This window comes from Coleofasciculus sp. F4-SAH-05, from assembly GCF_040222985.1.
GTDB classification, from domain to species: domain Bacteria; phylum Cyanobacteriota; class Cyanobacteriia; order Cyanobacteriales; family Coleofasciculaceae; genus Coleofasciculus; species Coleofasciculus chthonoplastes.
The window spans coordinates 1-17,856 of record NZ_JAVKBY010000207.1; the positions used below are offsets into that span (position 1 = coordinate 1).

The window sequence follows — 17,856 nt, forward strand, 5'->3', positions numbered from 1 at the left end:
CCAAACTGTTAGTTAAAACGGCTCCAAATTCAGTTATACCGTGATTTTATGCCTCCACAGTCTAAGTTAACTCGAAATAACGCCCAAAATCCTTGCTTAGCAAGGATTTTGGGCGTATTCTGATGCAATTTAGCATAACAGGTACGGAAGAGCCAGTTTTTTAGCATATACCCGTCGTTACTCGCGGCTTCGACGACAAGACTCTCGGAATTTAATTGCCGCGATTCAATCAAGGCTTTCGCACTATCCCCAAAGTGGTTCAGTAGGGATTTGGAAACAGAGGAGAAATAGGGATAATCTCGACAAAAGAGAATTTCTGGGGGAACCGTTTTGGTAATCTGTACCAGAGAGCATTGGGGGCAAAATACCAAGTCTAGGGACTCGATTATCTCCGGTTGGTCAAGTTGCTCTTTGGTTAACAGGGCATCGGCTAGAGGTGTTTTGCCAAAGGATAAAATTGGCTCTAGTTTAGTATAGCCACAAGAACGGCAGGCGATCGCAGAATCGTTCATGACAAATCCTCCTTCGATTACACCAGAGATGGTACAGATGCTACAGTGTGCCAGCGCAGGTTGGCATCGAGTTCACCCTGACTCAACAGGTGTTGAATATGGGCAATCCGCTTATATTTCATCCCCTCAAACTCATCCAGGGTTAAGCCGATTTTCTGATAGGCGGTGTAGAGTTCTTTTGCCCCCCGTCGCGCATTCCATTGGGGTTGGAACTCCGGTAATGTTTGGGCGATTTTGCTACAGTTCACCCGATAACAGCGCTTATCGGGTCCAGCCTCCTTGGCATATTCAATGCGGCAACCGGGTACTGTTTGTTTGACAATTTCCGCTAAATCCCGAATGCGATAGTTGTCTTGATTACGTCCCACATTAAAGGCTTGATTGTGAATTACCTCACGGGGAGCATGGAGTACTGCAATAAAGGCTCGTGAGATATCTTCGATATGAACAATGGGACGCCACGGGGTACCGTCACTCTTAATATAAACTTGGGAGAGTTCATCTAGCCTAGCTGGAATGACAACAAGGTCGGAATTGTTCATAAACCCGTATTCACTCAGATTGTTATGGCTATTAAAAATTAACCTTTTTTAATATAAAAATGTGGTTTTCTACGGGTATTTGGTTTAAGTATTGCCGCAAGGATAGATAGCTATAAGGTGTGTCGTGGAACTAAGAATCCCCTTACTTATAGGACGGGGATTGTCAAGAGTGAGACTAAACTGATCGGCTCAAGTCCCCTCCCGTTTCACCCTTGCGATCTCGAAGACTGCTACGCTATATGAAGCAGGAACACTGCGACAACCATTGAGTAGGTGGGAATGTTGAGTAGGTGGGAATGAAATTACTGGCTGAGGACAAATCGCGGCTTATGTCTTGGGTATCAAACTTAGAAAAGATGGCTTGGGTATCAAACTTGGAACCTGACTTAGTTCTGGAGGCTCCAATTGTGGGGTTAACCCGAGATATCCTGCAACACTATAAGCTTAAAGGATTAGTGCTGGATGTAGACGAAACCTTGGTTCCTCTGAAAGCCTCCCAAGCCTCAGACGAACTCAGGGCGTGGGTTGAAGATATTCGATCAGTAGCGTCTCTGTGGCTAGTGAGTAATAATCTGAGTGAGACGCGCATTGGTGGGATTGCTAACTCCCTGAATCTGCCTTATCTCCACGGTGCGGTTAAACCATCCCGACGCAAATTAAAACAAGCCGCCGCCGCCATGAATTTGCCAGTCGAACAAATCGCTATGGTAGGCGATCGCTTGTTTACAGATGTCTTGGCAGGTAACCGATTGGGAATGTTTACCATTCTCGTCGAACCGATGATAGATCCCTCTCAAACTGCCTACTCTTCCCCGATTCGCGACTTTGAAGTATGGGTCACTCAAATTCTTGGCGTATCACTGCCCAGCAAGCAACATAACTTTACAAAAAATGATAAATCAAGACAAACAGAAATATAAAGAAAAGATTATAAAAATGCAGGCAACCCAAAAATCATGAGATCCTGATAATAGTTCAAATGGGGTCAGCCATTATAAAGACCCTAACCATAATAAGAACACCTGTTATAACATAGCGAGCGCTATATCCCTTAGTTGAGGACGTAGCGCTCTATTGTGTTGAGAGGGCGAGTTATCAGTGAGCAGTTATCAGTGAGCAGTTATCAGGAGATGGGGGAGATTGTGTAGGGGCGGGTTTCACTACTATCTTTTCGGTGAAACCTAGATGTAACTAAACCCGCCCCGACTTGACAAATGACAAATGACAAATGACAAATGACCAATGACCAATGACCAATGACCAATGACAAATGACAAATGACCAATGACCGAAACAATTGTTGTCAAAGTGGGTACATCCAGCCTGACGCATCCAGAAACGGGTCAATTAGCGCTGTCAACGATTGCAATGCTAGTAGAAACGCTAACTAGGTTACGTTCTTCTGGCTATGGTGTAGTCTTAGTCACCTCTGGCGCGGTGGGAGTTGGGTGTGGACGATTGGGATTAAAGACTCGTCCTCAAACCCTCGCCCTCAAGCAAGCTGTCGCGGCTGTAGGTCAGGGACGGTTAATGCGAGTCTATGATGATTTATTTTCCAGTCTTGAGCAAGCGATCGCGCAAATTTTGTTAAGCCGCCAAGACTTAGTACAGCGCAGTTGCTATGTTAATGCTTACGCGACATTTCGAGAACTGTTGCAGCTTGGTGTCATTCCCGTAGTGAATGAAAATGATACCGTTGCTGTCGAGGAACTCAAATTTGGCGATAACGATACCCTTTCTGCAATGGTGGCGAGTTTAATCGAAGCGGATTGGTTATTCTTATTAACTGATGTTGATCGACTCTATTCGGCTGATCCGCGTCAAGTCCCTGATGCTGAACCCATTACCCTGGTCAACAGCATGGAAGAATTAGCCGAACTTCAGATACAAACTGGGAACGCAGGTTCTCAGTGGGGAACAGGGGGAATGGTAACCAAAATTACCGCCGCCAGAATTGCCACGAGTGCGGGAGTCAGAACTGTGATTACTCAAGGACGACATCCCGAAGCGATCGAAAAAATCTTACAGGGAGAACCATTAGGAACCCAATTTTCCCCCCAACCCCGAACCGAAAATGCCCGTAAGCGTTGGATTGCTAATAGTTTAGTTCCGGCGGGTAAGCTGTATTTAGATGAGGGTGCAGTGAAGGCAATTTGTCAAGGGGGTAAGTCTTTATTATCAGCCGGAATTACTGCGATTGAGGGTAATTTTCACGCCTCGGATGCGGTACAACTCTGTGATAGTCATGGCTTAGAAATGGCTAGAGGATTGGTTAACTACAGCAGTCTAGAATTACAGAAAATTCGGGGACATAAATCAGCCGACATTCCGGAAATTTTGGGCTACGGTGGAGCCGAAACCGTCGTGCATCGAGATAACCTGGTTTTGAGTAATGTCTGAAGGCGATTCGCAAAATTATACCTGTTGAATTGGGACAAATAATTATGAACCGACTATTGAACACTCAATTAATAGTTGCCTTTGCTGGAGCATCACTCTCTTTTCTGGCTGGAGTGGAGCCAGGGATTGCCCAGCCTGACCAATATTGTGATGATCCGGGTTCAATTCCAGCAGCAGAGACAACCAGAAACTTAGAACTCGATAAGTTTGGCATAGAACTCACCATCCCCTCCAATTTCAGAGCAATGCGCCTTAACAACGGCAACGTCAAAATTGTCGATCCAGGCACGTATGAATTATTATCTTGCATAGCTAGAGGTAGAAAAGCATTGGGACGTGGATATGCTTACACCTTAGTTCGCACTGTTGAAAACCCAAACAATCTAGAATTACGTCAATTGGTGGAACAAAAGAGTAGAGAACATGAAAAAATATCACCCTATACTTTTGATGGTAAGCAAGGCTATCTAGTTGAATATCGGAATCAAGAGGCTGTGGGAATTCCCGATGCTCATGCTGAGTTTTGGGTAGATATAAACGATGTTCCCGGAGCCGTTGTCATTTCTAAAAGCTGTGATTGTTCAGGAATGAATGAAAGCCTGGTTTCATTACTTGAGCGCTCAAGTTTGCTCCAGCCAAGCCAAGCCTCAACTCCATAGCGCGATCGCGAACCAGACAGCAAGCAATCCTTGAAGTGCAGCCGACATTACCCTCAATTGCATGTCACTGACATAGCTTACGTTCGTAGTTGCGCTGTCTTCGCCATCAGCGCTCGTATCACCCATTACAAACGATGACAAACCCTTAAGTCGGATGGCGCTGACTTAAGCTGAGTTCGTAGTAGGCACTTTAGAGCCAGAAGAAGCGCTAAAGCGCTTACTACAAACAATTTAAACAAGAAATTGCACTACTGCTATTTCAAGCGGGTCGGCTAACGATTGGTCACGCCAGTCACTTAGCTCAAATAGTCAGATGGTGCCTTCCGGAAATTGCTCAAACAGCGCCAAATACCCCTCTATAACTACGATATTGAAGACTTCGAGCTAGATCTAAAAAACCTGCGGAAATTGGATCGGCTGTGATAGTTATTAGTGATACTTCCGTCTTGACAAACTTAGAGATGTGGAATGTGGGATAAAATAATATTGATCGCCTAATTAGGTGGTTAATAAACTGCCCCAACCCGGAGAATTGTGAAAATGTCTGCAAGAGAACAACTTATTCAGGAAATTGCTCAAGCTCCAGATTTTTTAGTTGAGGAAGTTTTAGATTTTTTACTGTTTACTAAATCTCGTAAAAGTCCGACCATATTTCCTGACAAGCAAAAACAACTCCGTCCATTTGCCCTTTGTGCAGGAGAGTTTACAGTCCCCCCAGAATTTAACGATCCATTGCCTGATGAGATTATTCGTGATTTTGAAGGCTAATTGTTCAACAAATGAAATTATTGTTAGATACTCACATTTTCCTCTGGTTCATCAGCGGTAGTCATCAGCTATCAGCAACCTTTCGTGATACCATTCAAAATCCTGACAATGATGTTTATCTGAGTGTTGTCTCGTTATGGGAGTGTATCATCAAGTATCAACTCGGCAAACTCTTACTCCCAGAGTCTCCTGAAATTTATTTGCCCAAGCAACGCGAACGACACCAGATTGATAGCCTTGCTGTTGATGAGGCAAGTGTGGTTCAGTTAATCAACTTACCCTCACTACACCGCGATCCATTTGACCGATTACTGATCTGTCAAGCTTTACAGCACAACTTGACAATCGTGACGGCTGATGCAGCAGTTATGGCTTATCAAATGGCTCAGTTTTTACGATAGCTGATCAAAAGAGCGATCGCGCAATGGTTGAGCAATTGCTTTCATACAGTGCAACTCGATCCAGGCGAATCCGAAGCGATCGCTTTAGCACTGGAAATCAATGCTGACTTGTTACTCATTGATGAGCGTCGTGGTAGAACAGCAGCGAACCGTCTAGGTATCAGGATTACTGGCTTACTAGGAGTATTGGTGGAAGCCAAACAGCGATCGTTTATTCCTGCGGTTCAACCTTTAATGGATGAACTCATTGCTACATACCAGTTTAGAGTGTCTCCAGTTCTGTATAACCAAATTTTGGCAATAGTAGGAGAATTATAAACTCTAACAATTTTCCTCTGATGTGCGATCGCACTGTGATAGCTCTTTGGCTTTTGTCAGAAGCAATTCAGCTCTTGAGTTGAGAAATATATCATAATCATCTTTGAACATTTCAATGGGACAGAAATGGGTTGCCAATATTTCCTCCACTTCTTGGTTATCTTCAGGCATCTCAGAGCGATATTCACTTGGCGACTTGTCGCTTATTTTTTTATTTTCAGTTCTTTGTAAAATTGATAAATTAGCAAGGCTATTGATTTTATCTTTAGATTTTCCACCCAATCTCTCTAGATACGCTTTAGGAAAAATATGATGAAATTCTTTGCGATTCCCTTGAGACAGAACATCTCCTAGGTTTATGTTAATACCCTGAATAAAACTCTTTGGTTTTCCTTGTGCCAATAATAAAATAAAGGTTTTAGTTGCAATAGCACCCATATTAAAATTATTTTTTATAAAGTAATTATTGTCTAGGGAAAGGTTAATATCTCCTAATATGTTAGACTCATTTATTTTTAGTTTATATACTGCATCAATATCTATATCAGTACTTTTAGAGCCTCCTCTAGCATATCTTTGAGAGAAGCACGAACGCCAGAACCACTTCTTTAAAGTTTGACATTGTTCTTGAGGTACTGGAGGAGGTTGTTTTTGTGAAGAAGCAAAGAATGATGTAAGAACAACCAATATATTTTCCATCGGTAAAAGTTTTAATGAAAATACATTTAATTCGGCTTTTAAAAAGTCTATTGCTCCAAATATTCCTGTCTTAATTTCATTAAATTTTTCTCTTACTTCACTACCTGGCAGATCTATAAAAGCTTCTGGCTTAGAGCTATTTATTATAACAGCAGAGCAACATTTTAAAAGCAATTCAGAACCTATTTTTTTGAATCCAAATCGCTCTAATTCATCAGATATTTCTCTAAATTTATCTTGTAAATCGAAGTCTTCACTCCAGTTCCACACTGACAATAAATCAAATGTGTCTAAATCTACTTTTTGTCGATTTATTCTTTCAAATACAGTTGCAACATATTTCCTTTCTTCTGTTTCAAAACGTTCTAAAGGTATTGTTGCTTTTGTAAATCTATCTACTAACTCATCTATTTTTTTTTGCTAGCTCTTCATCTAACCCTCTTGTAATTTGCCTATATCTAGGCGAGTCAAAAACATATTTTAATGGAAAAAATTGATTGCTATCATAGTTTTCTGGGTCGTCCAGGTACTTAAATGGTACAGACTCTTCACTATTAAGTTCAAAAAACAAGTTAGTCCAATTCGTCTCTTGATTTTCTTCGGCAGGAAGCGTATTCTGAAAAATACCAAAAATAGAAGTTATTCTTTGCTGACCATCAAGAACATAGTCGATCGGATATTGTGGATCGTTATTGGGCAGTTTATATGGACCCAGGTTTCTTTCTGTTCGTAATGGGTTTCTGGTTCTCCAGAGCAAGATAGATCCAAACGGGAAACCTTTGTATATACTGTCTATAAAATAAGAAACTTGTTCTGGATTCCAAACAAAACCTCTTTGAAAAGAAGGAATTCTAATTCTCCCCCTCTCTAGGTCATTAATTAAATCTTTCACAAAGTAGTATGTTTCAGCCATAACGAGGTAAAAAACGGTTTAGAGAACGATTACTATAGAGTAATTTAGATGAGGATGCCCTTTTAAGCTAGCACAGTGAGCTTTCGGTTAGCAGTACTGATCGCACCTCACCGCCACAACCAGCGACGCCAATAAAGTAAAATTTTCGTTACACCCCGCATCTGCCACCCTGTTTACCTATGCTTTGTGACTACCTAGTACAAATCCTCACCGCCCGCGTCTACGATGTTGCCCAAGAAACCCCTCTAGAATACGCCCCCAATCTATCCGCACGCCTGAATAACCAACTCCTACTCAAACGGGAGGATATGCAATCCGTCTTTTCCTTCAAACTGCGCGGGGCGTATAACAAAATGGTACAACTCCCCCCCGATATGCTGGCACAGGGCGTGATTGCAGCATCTGCCGGAAATCATGCCCAAGGCGTCGCCCTAGCTGCCCGTCAGCTAGGCACCCAAGCGATTATTGTGATGCCCGTAACCACACCCCAAGTTAAAGTCAATGCGGTTAAATCCCGTGGGGGAGAGGTGGTTTTGCAGGGAGAAACCTACGATGAAGCCTACGCCTTTGCCCGGAAACTGGAAGCCGAAAAAGGGTTAACCTTTATTCATCCCTTTGATGATCCGGATGTGATTGCCGGACAAGGTACGATTGGCATGGAAATTCTCCGCCAATATCAGCAACCTATCCATGCTATTTTTGTCGCCATTGGTGGCGGTGGATTAATTTCTGGGATTGGGGCGTATGTGAAACGGTTGTATCCCCAAATTAAAATAATTGGCGTTGAACCTGTAGATGCGGATGCTATGTATCAATCTCTGAAAGCTGGGAAACGGGTGCGATTGCCTCAAGTGGGCTTATTTGCTGATGGGGTAGCGGTGCGAGAAGTGGGGGAAGAAACCTTTCGCCTGTGTCAGGAATATGTGGATGAGATTATTCTGGTGGATACCGATGCCACCTGCGCTGCAATTAAAGATGTCTTCGAGGATACACGCTCTATTTTAGAACCTGCTGGGGCATTAGCGATCGCAGCCGCTAAAACTTATGTTGAACGTGAGCAAATTCAGGGACAAACCTTAGTTGCTGTTGCCTGCGGTGCTAATATGAACTTTGACCGTCTTCGCTTTGTGGCAGAACGGGCAGAATTTGGCGAACGTCGCGAAGCTATTTTTGCTGTGACAATTCCCGAAAAACCGGGTAGTTTGCGTCAGTTTTGTGAATGCTTGGGTAAACGAAATCTAACTGAGTTTAATTATCGCATTTCTGCTGAAAATGAGGCACATATTTTTGTCGGCGTTCAAATTGCCAACCGCAGCGACGCCGCTAAGATGATAGAAGCCTTTGAAGGGTGTGGATTCAAAACCGTAGATTTAACCGATGATGAACTGACAAAAATGCACCTACGGCACATGGTAGGCGGACATTCTCCCTTAGCGGATAATGAATTACTTTACCGCTTTGAGTTTCCTGAACGTCCGGGTGCTTTAATGAAGTTTGTCGGTTCTATGAGTCCTAATTGGAATATTAGCCTATTTCACTACCGGAATAATGGGGCAGATTATGGGCGTATTGTCGTGGGAATGCAGGTTCCGCCGCACGAGATGGAGGAATGGCAAGGGTTTCTGGATACCTTGGGTTATCGCTATTGGGATGAAAACCAGAATCCGGCGTATAAGCTGTTTTTGGGATAGTTATAGCGCTACGCGCCAGGGAATAGGCAATAGGCTTTCTTGCAATAGTGAAGACAAAAGCTTACCTTACAAGGAATTGAGCGATTTGAATTTTTCTTCATTTGTCCTAACCTTAGTGCGTAGTGCTATATGACTAGAGATGTGGGGTTGAGCGAAGTCGAAACCCAACCTACAGGGATAGGTGATTATACTGATTACCATAAATAATTAATTGGGCATCACATCGTCGAGTTTGAGTTGTAAGTTTGGCAGGAGGTAAGATGTAATTGTATCTCCCAAGCGATATTTTTGCTGCTGATACGCCCCCCTCATGAGTTGGCATACTGTAAAAGTGGGTTGTTTAGGGTTGCCAATGAATTGCCAACCGCCTAAGCCGCGAAAGTCTACAATCCAGAATTCGGGAATGCCTAGAACCGCATACTCTTCGACTTTTCTGGCATAGTCATCTTGCCAGTTGGTGCTAACAACTTCGGCAACAAGTTTGATGGTTTTGCCATTACAAATAATTGGCTCTTTTTGCCAAAGCGGTTCGTTGCTGAGTTCGGCTTTGTCTAAAACAATGACATCAGGGCGTAGTGCTGTCGCTTCAGCCGCGAGTGGTTTAATTAAACAACTTTTGGGAATTAGCCAGTTTAACTGATTACCAATAATTTCGGCATAGATTCTACCCGCAATAGTCCAAGCAACTTCTTCATGAGAACCTGTTGGTTCCATGTCTCGTAGTTCTCCATCAATAAGTTCGTACCTGGGATTATCTCCGTATTCTGCTATAAATTGATCGAATGTTATAAGTTTAGAGGGGGTGTAAGTCATGGCGTTTTTCAGGAGAGGCAGTTTTATTGTTTATTCTAGCTTGTAGAACGGGAAGCCTTATCTCTATGATTGTCTCATATCCAATCCACCTTTTTTATTCACATCTTACTCGCTACTAATACCCAATTTAAATGCATAACAGCTTATTCAGATCGTCCCGACAGAATAAGGGCGGGTTTTGTTGAATAGTTATCGGTAATAAGCTTACCTGAGTGGCTAAACCCGCCCCTACAATGGACTTATAGCAGCGACTTTGGCAGGTTAGGACATTCTTTACTGTTCCCTGTTCCCTGTTCTCTGTTCCCTGTTCCCTCTTAGGAGCAACTGATGTCCTAATGTATCCCCGTAGTGCTATATTACGTCTTTTCACTAAGACAGATGTTAATAGCGATAGCAATAATTGCTAGATACATTGAATTATCGCTTCTCTAAAATTGCTCGCATATTGGGGAGAGCGGCTTCAATCATTTCAGGTTTCACAGATGTCTGTTGCCAACTTTCTCTCTGCTCAAGCTGCTGTGACCATGTTTTTAGGGATGGGTAATTGTCTAGAGATAAACCCAATTGAGGTAAGGAGGGAATGAGTGTTCCAGCTACGATATCCGCTAGGGTGATTTGATTATTCACAAAGTAAGACTGTTCCGCTAAAAGATTTTCATAAAATTGGATAATCGTCGTTATGCGTTGCCGAGCATTGTCAATTTTATCAGAATTGACTTCCAGTCCAACTAATTGTTTCGTTAACGGAATCATCAGCGGCTGAAGGTCATTGACGGCTATCATTTCTACCATCCGAACCGTTGCGATCGCGTCAATTTCATTAGGCATCAATGATGGCGTTGGATACTTTGCCTCTAAATAGTCCAAAATGGCTAACGACTCAACGATCCGAAATCCGTTATCGATGACGACAGGAATTCGCTGAAGCGGGTTAATGGCGGTAAAATCCTCACTCAGGTGATCTCCATCTAGATTCACCAAAATTGGCTCAAAGGGAATTTGTTTTTCCAGTAATGTCACCCAAACTCGGCGAGCATTAACAGAAATTGGATTATAGTAGAACGTTAGCATTAGAGGAAATTCTTTTAATAACAATTATACCCTATAAGTAGGACTCTAATTCTAGCAATCTCACTCGCCAGATGTCATATAGAGGTAGCCATCTAGCGGCGTTCCTCAATGATTGTCTCAGAAATAGGCTTATCTTGTACCTGAATCGTTCTGTACGGGTCAAGCTAGCATCGAGATCGATATGAAGATGAACGCGATCGCACTTTTATTATTGTAGGTTGGGTTGAGGTTGCTTAAACCAACACATCTAGTTATAGTGTTAGAGCTACGTCTGATTGACTACTGAATGCATATTTATAGTATTGTGTCAACTATGTTTTGCACTGACTGATACTATAAGATATTGCTATGGGGATCAAAGGCAACATCTGGCATAAATGCTATTTTGGTGCTAATGGGATGAGCCGCTTGCGCGATCGCGTAGTTATTGACTGACAAACAACTGATCCACTAATTTCAGATTTATTTGAACAACTAAGGTCATAAAAGGTTACAATCAAGCTTGTGTAATTCAAACCTATATTTACCCGGTTTACCTGGCATACTATGTGTGGCAGGTAGATGATTAAATGTAGGTTTTTCAATTAAATTAGAAGTTTAGTGCAATCAAACACAGTTCTCAAGCCGACAACAATTACAGCCCCATCCATTCGGAAAGAAGAGTTACCCTTTACTCTTCAAGACTTGAAAACGGCAATTCCTGCCTATTGTTTTGAACCCTCTGTCTGGAAGTCTCTCAGTTATTTCTTTCTAGACATTGGCATCATCGCTGGATTTTATGCCATCGCCTATAAGCTAGATTCCTGGTTCTTTTTCCCAATCTTCTGGTTACTCCAAGGAACCATGTTTTGGGCGTTGTTTGTGGTTGGTCATGACTGCGGTCATGGCTCTTTCTCTAAGATTAAATGGCTGAATAACCTGATTGGACATCTGTCTCACACTCCCATTCTGGTGCCCTTCCACGGGTGGCGCATCAGTCACAGAACCCATCATGCTAATACGGGTAGCCTGGAAACCGATGAAAGCTGGTATCCGGTATCTCAGAGTAAGTATGAGCGGATGCCATGGTATGAAAAGCTATTCCGCTTTAATTTACCATTGCTAGCTTATCCCCTCTATCTATTTAAGCGATCGTCTGATCGCAAAGGTTCCCACTTTTTGCCCAGCAGTCCGTTATTCCGTCCCTCAGAAAAATGGGATATTGTCACCAGTTCTACCCTCTGGATATTAATGGTTACCTTTTTAGGTGGACTGACTTTTCAGTTCGGTTGGCTATTTCTGGTGAAGTATTACCTGGTTCCTTATATCGTGTTTGTAATGTGGCTAGATTTGGTCACGTTCCTGCATCATACCGAACCAGATCTTCCCTGGTATCGAGGAAACGATTGGTATTTCCTTAAAGGAGCATTATCAACGATTGATCGGGATTACGGCTTTATCAATCCCATTCATCATAATATCGGGACTCATGTGGCGCATCATATTTTCTTGAATATGCCCCACTATCACTTGAAAACGGCAACCGAGGCAATTAAGCCGATGTTAGGCGATTATTATCGCTGCTCAAATGAGCCGATTTGGAAGAGCTTTATTCGTTCTTACTGGGCTTGTCATTTTGTTGCGGATCAAGGATCTCCCGTTTACTATGAATCACCCAGAAATCCGCGAGCCAACTAAAGGCTAAAATACGGATTCACTCATTTAACCAATCAGGAAATTTTAACGATAGAGAAGATTAACAACGTAATTGTTATCTTCTCTATTTCCCTGATACGTTACTATAGTAACTCCCGGTATTCCAGTCAGGGATAACGGCATTTCATAGACTCTCTCACCCCGTCGAGTTTGCAGAGAAAACTTAGCCGAACGAATAGACTCTGGCGCATAAGGCACATAAAACCAAAACGTAGGATAGTCTTGAGTCGTAAATCCCCAGCGCAATTGTTGGTCTGAATCCGCCGACTCTTGAGTAACTAAAACCAAAGGCGTCAGAGGTTGCTGGATATCCGGACAAGGACCACGACTTCCGGCTGGAACAGTTCCCTCTGGTGCATCATCCCCAGGATTTGGCGGGGGTTGTTGTGCATAACCTTCTCCTGGGATTGACTGTGCTTGTACTGGCGTTAAGCTAATCATCGCCAAACTCATTGCCCAAGCTAGTGCAAGAAGGCAGAAGGCAGGAGGCAGAAGGCGGGAGGCTTTTTGGTTTATGTTAACTGGTAGGTATTTGAAGCCGGGATGTAGTAGTAGTCTATTAAATAATTTTTGTTGGGTCAGCATTGTCTTAAAAATTGACTATTATTCTACTCTTCTACCCTTTTATCCTAGAATAAACGATCGCGCCGCCACTTGTACCCACTATCGCCAAGGCTGAGGGAACCAGGGGTATCCAAATGCCTTGGGTAAACAGGTAATAACATCCTCCATATAGAATAACCAAAGCCATGGCGCTGGCGATCGCGAAATGGATGGGTGAGTTTAACCGCCAAGCCAGTATACCCGCCACACCGGACCAACCCCAAATCCATAAGATATCTCCCCAAGGCGGTAGGATGGTTAACAATGGTCGTCCATCTAAAACCGCACTGAGGATTTGACTCACCATTTGGGCGTGGAGAATCACCCCTGGAATTTGTTGAGCCGGGGAATTATCTTGACTATAAGGAGTGAGAAAATAGTCATTGGATTGGGAGTGGTGCGCCCCAATCAAAATAATCCGATTTTTCACCAGTTCGGGTTGAACCTTATCCTGGAGAACATCGGTTAGGCTAACGATAGGGGCAATTTTGTCAACAGCACGATAGGAACGGTAATTCAGTAAGATTTGATTTCCCCAGGTATCGGCTTTTTTATACCCTCCCATTGGTGCTTTTACGCGATAGTTTGTAGTAAGCGCTTTTTTTCTTCTACGCACCCAGATTTCCGGTTGAGTCAACTTAGGGGTAATGCCTTCAGCCTTAAGATAATGAGTCGCTAATTGAAAGCTAAGGGCGTAGGGTGTTGTACAGGGAGACGTCGCCGGAACCCCCATTGATAAAAGATGGCGACGCACAATACCATCGGAATCCGGCAGAACATTGCTAAATCCTAGTCGTTCTCTGGGTATACCTGGTGGAGGTGAAATACTTGAATAGTCATCCCCCGGTATGCCGATATGACAGATGGCAAAAAAACGGTCATCTTCACGCAAATAAGCCTTTAATTGAGCCAGTTTTGGTTGATAATCGGGGGGATCACGAAAAATATCCAAGCCAATAACTCTGGGTTGATAAGCTTCCAGTTTCTGCACCAGTTTATAGAACACTTCATCAGAAAGTGAACCGCGTCTATTTTCCTGTTCCGGTAACTGCAAATCCTTGTCTGTAATCGTCACCACCAAGAGACGGGAATCGGGTGCTTCATCGGGGCGCGATCGCATAACATAATCATAGGCTTTTAACTCCCAAGGTTGTAGTAGTCCAAGATACCGGGTGACGATAACCAATCCTGTTACCACGACACTTGTCATAAACGCAGGTTTAATGCTTCCCTGATTTCTTCGTTTCCGGGTTTTCTTGTCCTCTTTTCTGCTGCGATTATCCAGCCAATCCTGCCAACTGGGAGGAATCGCCGCCGGATTTTGGCAAATCAAAGGTAACCAACTCGCACCGGGGAAATCATTCTCTAATCCCTGCAATTTTTCCCTGGCTTCACGTACTGCTAAATAAAAGGATTCTCCTCTCGAAAAAGCCGTCAGAAACTCTTTTAAAAAGTCCTGTGCCACTTGATCTGGTACAGGTTCACGCATGACAATCATTTGCGGGATGTGTAAAGAAGCGAGTTCTCGTGCTAATCCCAAGCCATCACAAGAGTTAAAAATCGCGATTTTTAAACCCCGAACAATAGATTTACTCAAACCATGTTTAAGCTGAGATATCGTTAAACTATCGTTTTGGTTGATAAATAATTGACCAATTTCACCATCAGCTTGGCTAGAACTATGTCCAGCAAAAAACAAGATATCCCAGCCGCGTTCATGCCACAGTTGGGCATTTAATTCTCGGCGGCTAGGTTCAACTAAAAATGAAATTTCGGCATCTGGCAATTCTTTGAGCAACTGTCGATCCGCTTCAACATCAATACCCGTGCTATTGCCGAGAATGGCTAAAATATTAACTCGTTTAGCAGACAACTTATCAGGCGTTTGGCTTTTTTCATAGTTTATGGCACTAACAGCAATTTCGGCGTGAGGATAATCCTGAAAAAAACTCCAGAGATGCCAGGGAATTTTTCTCAGTTGGTTATCTTCCGTTTCAATAATTACACGAATTTCATCGGTGTGAGCTAAATAAAGTCGTAATTTCTGGTCGATGGTTCTAAATTCATCCGCGTTAAACCAGGTGTTAATGTGGTTTTGTAATTCCTGACAGACATTATTGAAATCGGCATCGGAAACTTGGGTAACATCACCATCATCAATTTCAAAGTCTTCATCAATGACTGAGGAGTGACGCCACATTCGATTCTGATAGAGTTCCGGATTTTCTTGCGCTAAGGATTCATAGAGTAACTCGTATAGTAATTGCCAACGGCGGTAAAGTTCGAGAATTGCGGGTGCTGGCGGTAAGCTTCCCGTCAATTGTATCGGGTGAGGATTATCAGTTTCCCGTAGTTGAGCGATAACAACAGGAAAACCATCGTTTAAGTTACCATGTCCTAGATTTAAGACAACTAGCTTACTCATTTCCCTCAGAAATAATTAAGGCAGAAGGGTTGTAGGGGCGGGTTTTACCGATAACGTTTTTGACAAAACCGATAACTGAACTAAACCCGCCCCTCTAGGTAACAACGGAGAAATTGTAGGTTTAGAGCCTGACTCTGCAATTAACCTCTCTATCTCAGCTTTATCTGTTTACTCAAACGCTAAACTCTTCTATCACGCTCACACCATCCAACACCACTTGGATACTGAAACCTTTCCCATAAGGAACTTTAAAGCGTTTTAGTTGAATGTAGTTATCTTGAGTACGCGATCGCACCTCCTGTATAATGTTCCCGGATTGGGCGTGTAAAATCAACTGGAGATTGGCGGGTAAGTAGGTTTCCCCAGCCGCTGGGTGTAGCTGGATACGGATACCCACCTTGTCATCAGCTTCCTGGATTAAGCCCACTAGCATCGTCAAGGGTTGAGATTCCAATTCCATGCCTAAATCGATTAGCTTGACACCCTTAACCGATGCTTGTGTCAACTCGGAATTCTTTCTGAATCCCCAGGCTAAATTGCCTGATTCTGTACCGAACAGGCTATCCAGAGATTGCCAACCCGCCTCAAAGAGATTTTCAAACCATTGGCTTAATGTGACTGAGAGTTTGATGGGTTCAGGCTGTTGAATTTGACTCAGATGAGTGAGTACATCTTCGATGGGTTGTAATTGGTGGATATGGACTTCATTGGCTACAGTTTGAGTAAAGCCTAACAATGTAGCTTCTCCGACGGATTCATCAATTTGCACCAGGATATAGCCAATGCGTTTTGCTGATACTTCAGGCGGAATCGAACAGATTTGCTGGTCTTTTTTCAGGGGACGACATTCTAAGCGTCCTTTTCCAGTTACGTCTAAATCGGCGACATCTACACAGAAGCGCATCACGGGATTCCAGCTATCTCCCGCTGTCAAGTCTGTAGCTATTCCCATCATTTGCAAGTAATCATTGACTGCACAAACGGCTAGGGTATTGAGATAAACTTGTTCCTGCTTTTGGGGGGTTTGTTGTTGTCTGGCAAACTGTTGCGCTGTCTTTTTGGCTACCTGAGTAATCGGCAAAGGTAGGGAAAATTCTTCGATGTTTGGCTGGGTATAAGTCATGGCTATAATGTAGAATGGTAATAATGTAAACGGGTTAACTTGTCAAACTGTTGAACTGGCGGCGATAATGTAAAATGATGTAACAATTTATACTCAAGTCAGGCTTGGCTCAGATCAGTCAATCGGAGTTCACCCATAAATTAAGTGCTATGACTATCGGCAAACGGATATCAATGGTCAAATCATCTGAGCAATTATCATTCTGGCTGCTTCCCTTCCGCTTCTACAAATATCCCTGCGACTCGCCAAATTTACGCAAGCGCGGCATACATTTGCGGCGATAAAAAGCATTTAATGTTGACACAGAAACACCAAATTCTTGTGCCAAAGTATTCCAAGGCGTTTCTGGGGGGAAACGTCGTAAAATTAACACTTGGCAAGTGATTTCCGGATGACCCTTGATGTGAATGCGACGCAACTCTCCATCAGAATCGGCTTGCGCCCACTCTCTAGTTTCTTCAAGAATTGGTGGAATATCGGGTGAAGCGGGGATGTTTTCTATCGGATTGCTACTGGATAGTTCGGGGTCTTGCCCCAAGTTAGAATGGCCGGTAATTTTCCGTTTCTGAGTCTGGGATCGTTGGAGTTTGAAATCGAGTAATCGTTTCTTGAGATATTCATTGAGCCAGGTAATAACACTAGCACGTTCCGGATCATACTTGTCAATATTTTTGCATAAGTAGATCCAAGTTTTTTGTAAGGCATCTCCATAGTTAGGGTCATTGTCTTTCCAAAGTTTGCCCGATTTTATAATCGCTCGAATCAGCTTAGTCAAGTCTCGCTGGCGTTCAGGCGTATCGGGTGGGTGAGAGCAAGCCTGGGCGATTAACTGGCGCAGTTGCTGGTGAAGTTCATGGGTTTGGTGATTGACCATCTCAGGTAAAGGAAAGAGTTTTCTTTATTAACTTATCTGGTGAGATTAGGAATTTTATGCAAGAGTTTAGTCTCGAAGGCTACCCGTTTGCCATAGGGGTATTGATTTCGATTACACCGACTGGAGATCGAGGTTAAACTAGTCAGTAGGAAATCACAAAATGCCGGGGCAAACGGGCGCGATCGCATCCCTGCTCCGACAACCTGTGTTCCCTGTGTCCAATCGCCTTCTTATCCCGTTAATTTTGTTGACATTAAATAACATTAAATAACATTTTTTTACTTAATGTATTGAATGGCTCGTTCCTCAACACGACATTAAGGTGTAATATGATGCTCAGGTAAATTTA

At 43.1% G+C, this 17,856-nt stretch carries 18 protein-coding genes and 2 pseudogenes; 9 read left to right on the top strand and 11 right to left on the bottom strand.

What is annotated here, in order from left to right:
* Positions 1-149: 149 nt before the first annotated feature.
* Both RIG27_RS24885 and RIG27_RS24890 read right to left on the bottom strand, forming a co-directional pair.
* Positions 150-512 (bottom strand): annotated as a pseudogene (locus RIG27_RS24885) (class I SAM-dependent methyltransferase); the annotation flags it as partial.
* Between the two features lie 17 nt (positions 513-529).
* Positions 530-1,054, bottom strand: coding sequence for an NAD-dependent epimerase/dehydratase family protein (locus RIG27_RS24890; RefSeq protein WP_446349665.1), 525 nt, complete (start codon positions 1,052-1,054; stop codon positions 530-532).
* Between the two features lie 356 nt (positions 1,055-1,410).
* On the opposite strand from RIG27_RS24890, the gene RIG27_RS24895 reads away from it, so the two are divergent.
* Complete coding sequence (locus RIG27_RS24895; protein WP_446349750.1) at positions 1,411-1,974, top strand: YqeG family HAD IIIA-type phosphatase; 564 nt, start codon at positions 1,411-1,413, stop codon at positions 1,972-1,974.
* Between the two features lie 203 nt (positions 1,975-2,177).
* Here the strand turns inward: RIG27_RS24895 and RIG27_RS24900 are convergent, their stop codons facing one another.
* The gene (locus RIG27_RS24900; protein ID WP_446349667.1) at positions 2,178-2,351 is read right to left on the bottom strand and encodes a hypothetical protein; all 174 of its coding nucleotides are present in this window, start codon (positions 2,349-2,351) and stop codon (positions 2,178-2,180) included.
* On the opposite strand from RIG27_RS24900, the gene proB reads away from it, so the two are divergent.
* From proB to RIG27_RS24930, 6 genes and pseudogenes are all read left to right on the top strand, one after another.
* A complete protein-coding gene (proB, locus tag RIG27_RS24905; protein ID WP_446349669.1) occupies positions 2,339-3,454 on the top strand; it encodes a glutamate 5-kinase in 1,116 nt (371 codons plus the stop codon). The two genes, RIG27_RS24900 and proB, sit on opposite strands and share 13 nt — an antisense overlap.
* Before the next feature lie 44 nt (positions 3,455-3,498).
* Positions 3,499-4,113: a hypothetical protein gene (locus RIG27_RS24910; protein ID WP_446349671.1), complete on the top strand. Its 615-nt coding sequence runs from the start codon at positions 3,499-3,501 to the stop codon at positions 4,111-4,113.
* Between the two features lie 227 nt (positions 4,114-4,340).
* Positions 4,341-4,536 (top strand): annotated as a pseudogene (locus tag RIG27_RS24915) (UPF0175 family protein); the annotation flags it as partial.
* 117 nt (positions 4,537-4,653) lie between these two features.
* A complete protein-coding gene (locus tag RIG27_RS24920; RefSeq protein ID WP_446349672.1) occupies positions 4,654-4,881 on the top strand; it encodes a DUF2281 domain-containing protein in 228 nt (75 codons plus the stop codon).
* An 11-nt stretch (positions 4,882-4,892) separates the two neighbouring features.
* Positions 4,893-5,282 carry a type II toxin-antitoxin system VapC family toxin gene (locus RIG27_RS24925; protein ID WP_006104721.1) on the top strand — a complete coding sequence of 130 codons (390 nt, stop codon included), beginning with the start codon at positions 4,893-4,895 and terminating at the stop codon, positions 5,280-5,282.
* Between the two features lie 48 nt (positions 5,283-5,330).
* A complete protein-coding gene (locus RIG27_RS24930; protein WP_446349674.1) occupies positions 5,331-5,600 on the top strand; it encodes a DUF3368 domain-containing protein in 270 nt (89 codons plus the stop codon).
* 3 nt (positions 5,601-5,603) lie between these two features.
* Here RIG27_RS24930 and RIG27_RS24935 read toward each other — a convergent pair whose 3' ends face one another.
* Complete coding sequence (locus RIG27_RS24935) at positions 5,604-6,569, bottom strand: hypothetical protein (RefSeq protein ID WP_446349676.1); 966 nt, start codon at positions 6,567-6,569, stop codon at positions 5,604-5,606.
* A 133-nt stretch (positions 6,570-6,702) separates the two neighbouring features.
* Positions 6,703-7,212 (bottom strand): DUF262 domain-containing protein, encoded by a 510-nt coding sequence (locus RIG27_RS24940; RefSeq protein WP_446349677.1) that lies wholly within the window; start codon positions 7,210-7,212, stop codon positions 6,703-6,705.
* A gap of 179 nt (positions 7,213-7,391) precedes the next feature.
* Here RIG27_RS24940 and ilvA point away from each other — a divergent pair, with 179 nt between their 5' ends.
* The gene (ilvA, locus tag RIG27_RS24945; protein WP_446349679.1) at positions 7,392-8,903 is read left to right on the top strand and encodes a threonine ammonia-lyase, biosynthetic; all 1,512 of its coding nucleotides are present in this window, start codon (positions 7,392-7,394) and stop codon (positions 8,901-8,903) included.
* Between the two features lie 207 nt (positions 8,904-9,110).
* Here the strand turns inward: ilvA and RIG27_RS24950 are convergent, their stop codons facing one another.
* On the bottom strand, positions 9,111-9,716 hold the full coding sequence (locus RIG27_RS24950; RefSeq protein ID WP_044210174.1) for a Uma2 family endonuclease: 606 nt from the start codon (positions 9,714-9,716) through the stop codon (positions 9,111-9,113).
* Between the two features lie 417 nt (positions 9,717-10,133).
* On the bottom strand, positions 10,134-10,787 hold the full coding sequence (locus RIG27_RS24955; RefSeq protein WP_446349682.1) for a glutathione S-transferase family protein: 654 nt from the start codon (positions 10,785-10,787) through the stop codon (positions 10,134-10,136).
* Between the two features lie 600 nt (positions 10,788-11,387).
* Between RIG27_RS24955 and RIG27_RS24960 the strand changes: the two genes are divergently transcribed.
* The gene (locus RIG27_RS24960) at positions 11,388-12,464 is read left to right on the top strand and encodes a fatty acid desaturase (protein WP_446349684.1); all 1,077 of its coding nucleotides are present in this window, start codon (positions 11,388-11,390) and stop codon (positions 12,462-12,464) included.
* A 42-nt stretch (positions 12,465-12,506) separates the two neighbouring features.
* Here the strand turns inward: RIG27_RS24960 and RIG27_RS24965 are convergent, their stop codons facing one another.
* The 4 genes from RIG27_RS24965 to RIG27_RS24980 all read right to left on the bottom strand — a co-directional run bounded on the left by RIG27_RS24965 (position 12,507) and on the right by RIG27_RS24980 (position 17,507).
* Positions 12,507-12,923: a DUF928 domain-containing protein gene (locus RIG27_RS24965; protein ID WP_446349686.1), complete on the bottom strand. Its 417-nt coding sequence runs from the start codon at positions 12,921-12,923 to the stop codon at positions 12,507-12,509.
* 175 nt (positions 12,924-13,098) lie between these two features.
* Positions 13,099-15,510 carry a CHASE2 domain-containing protein gene (locus RIG27_RS24970; protein WP_446349688.1) on the bottom strand — a complete coding sequence of 804 codons (2,412 nt, stop codon included), beginning with the start codon at positions 15,508-15,510 and terminating at the stop codon, positions 13,099-13,101.
* Between the two features lie 172 nt (positions 15,511-15,682).
* Positions 15,683-16,633 carry a DUF1822 family protein gene (locus RIG27_RS24975; protein ID WP_446349690.1) on the bottom strand — a complete coding sequence of 317 codons (951 nt, stop codon included), beginning with the start codon at positions 16,631-16,633 and terminating at the stop codon, positions 15,683-15,685.
* A 223-nt stretch (positions 16,634-16,856) separates the two neighbouring features.
* Positions 16,857-17,507: a sigma-70 family RNA polymerase sigma factor gene (locus tag RIG27_RS24980; RefSeq protein WP_446349692.1), complete on the bottom strand. Its 651-nt coding sequence runs from the start codon at positions 17,505-17,507 to the stop codon at positions 16,857-16,859.
* Between the last annotated feature and the right edge of the window lie 349 nt (positions 17,508-17,856).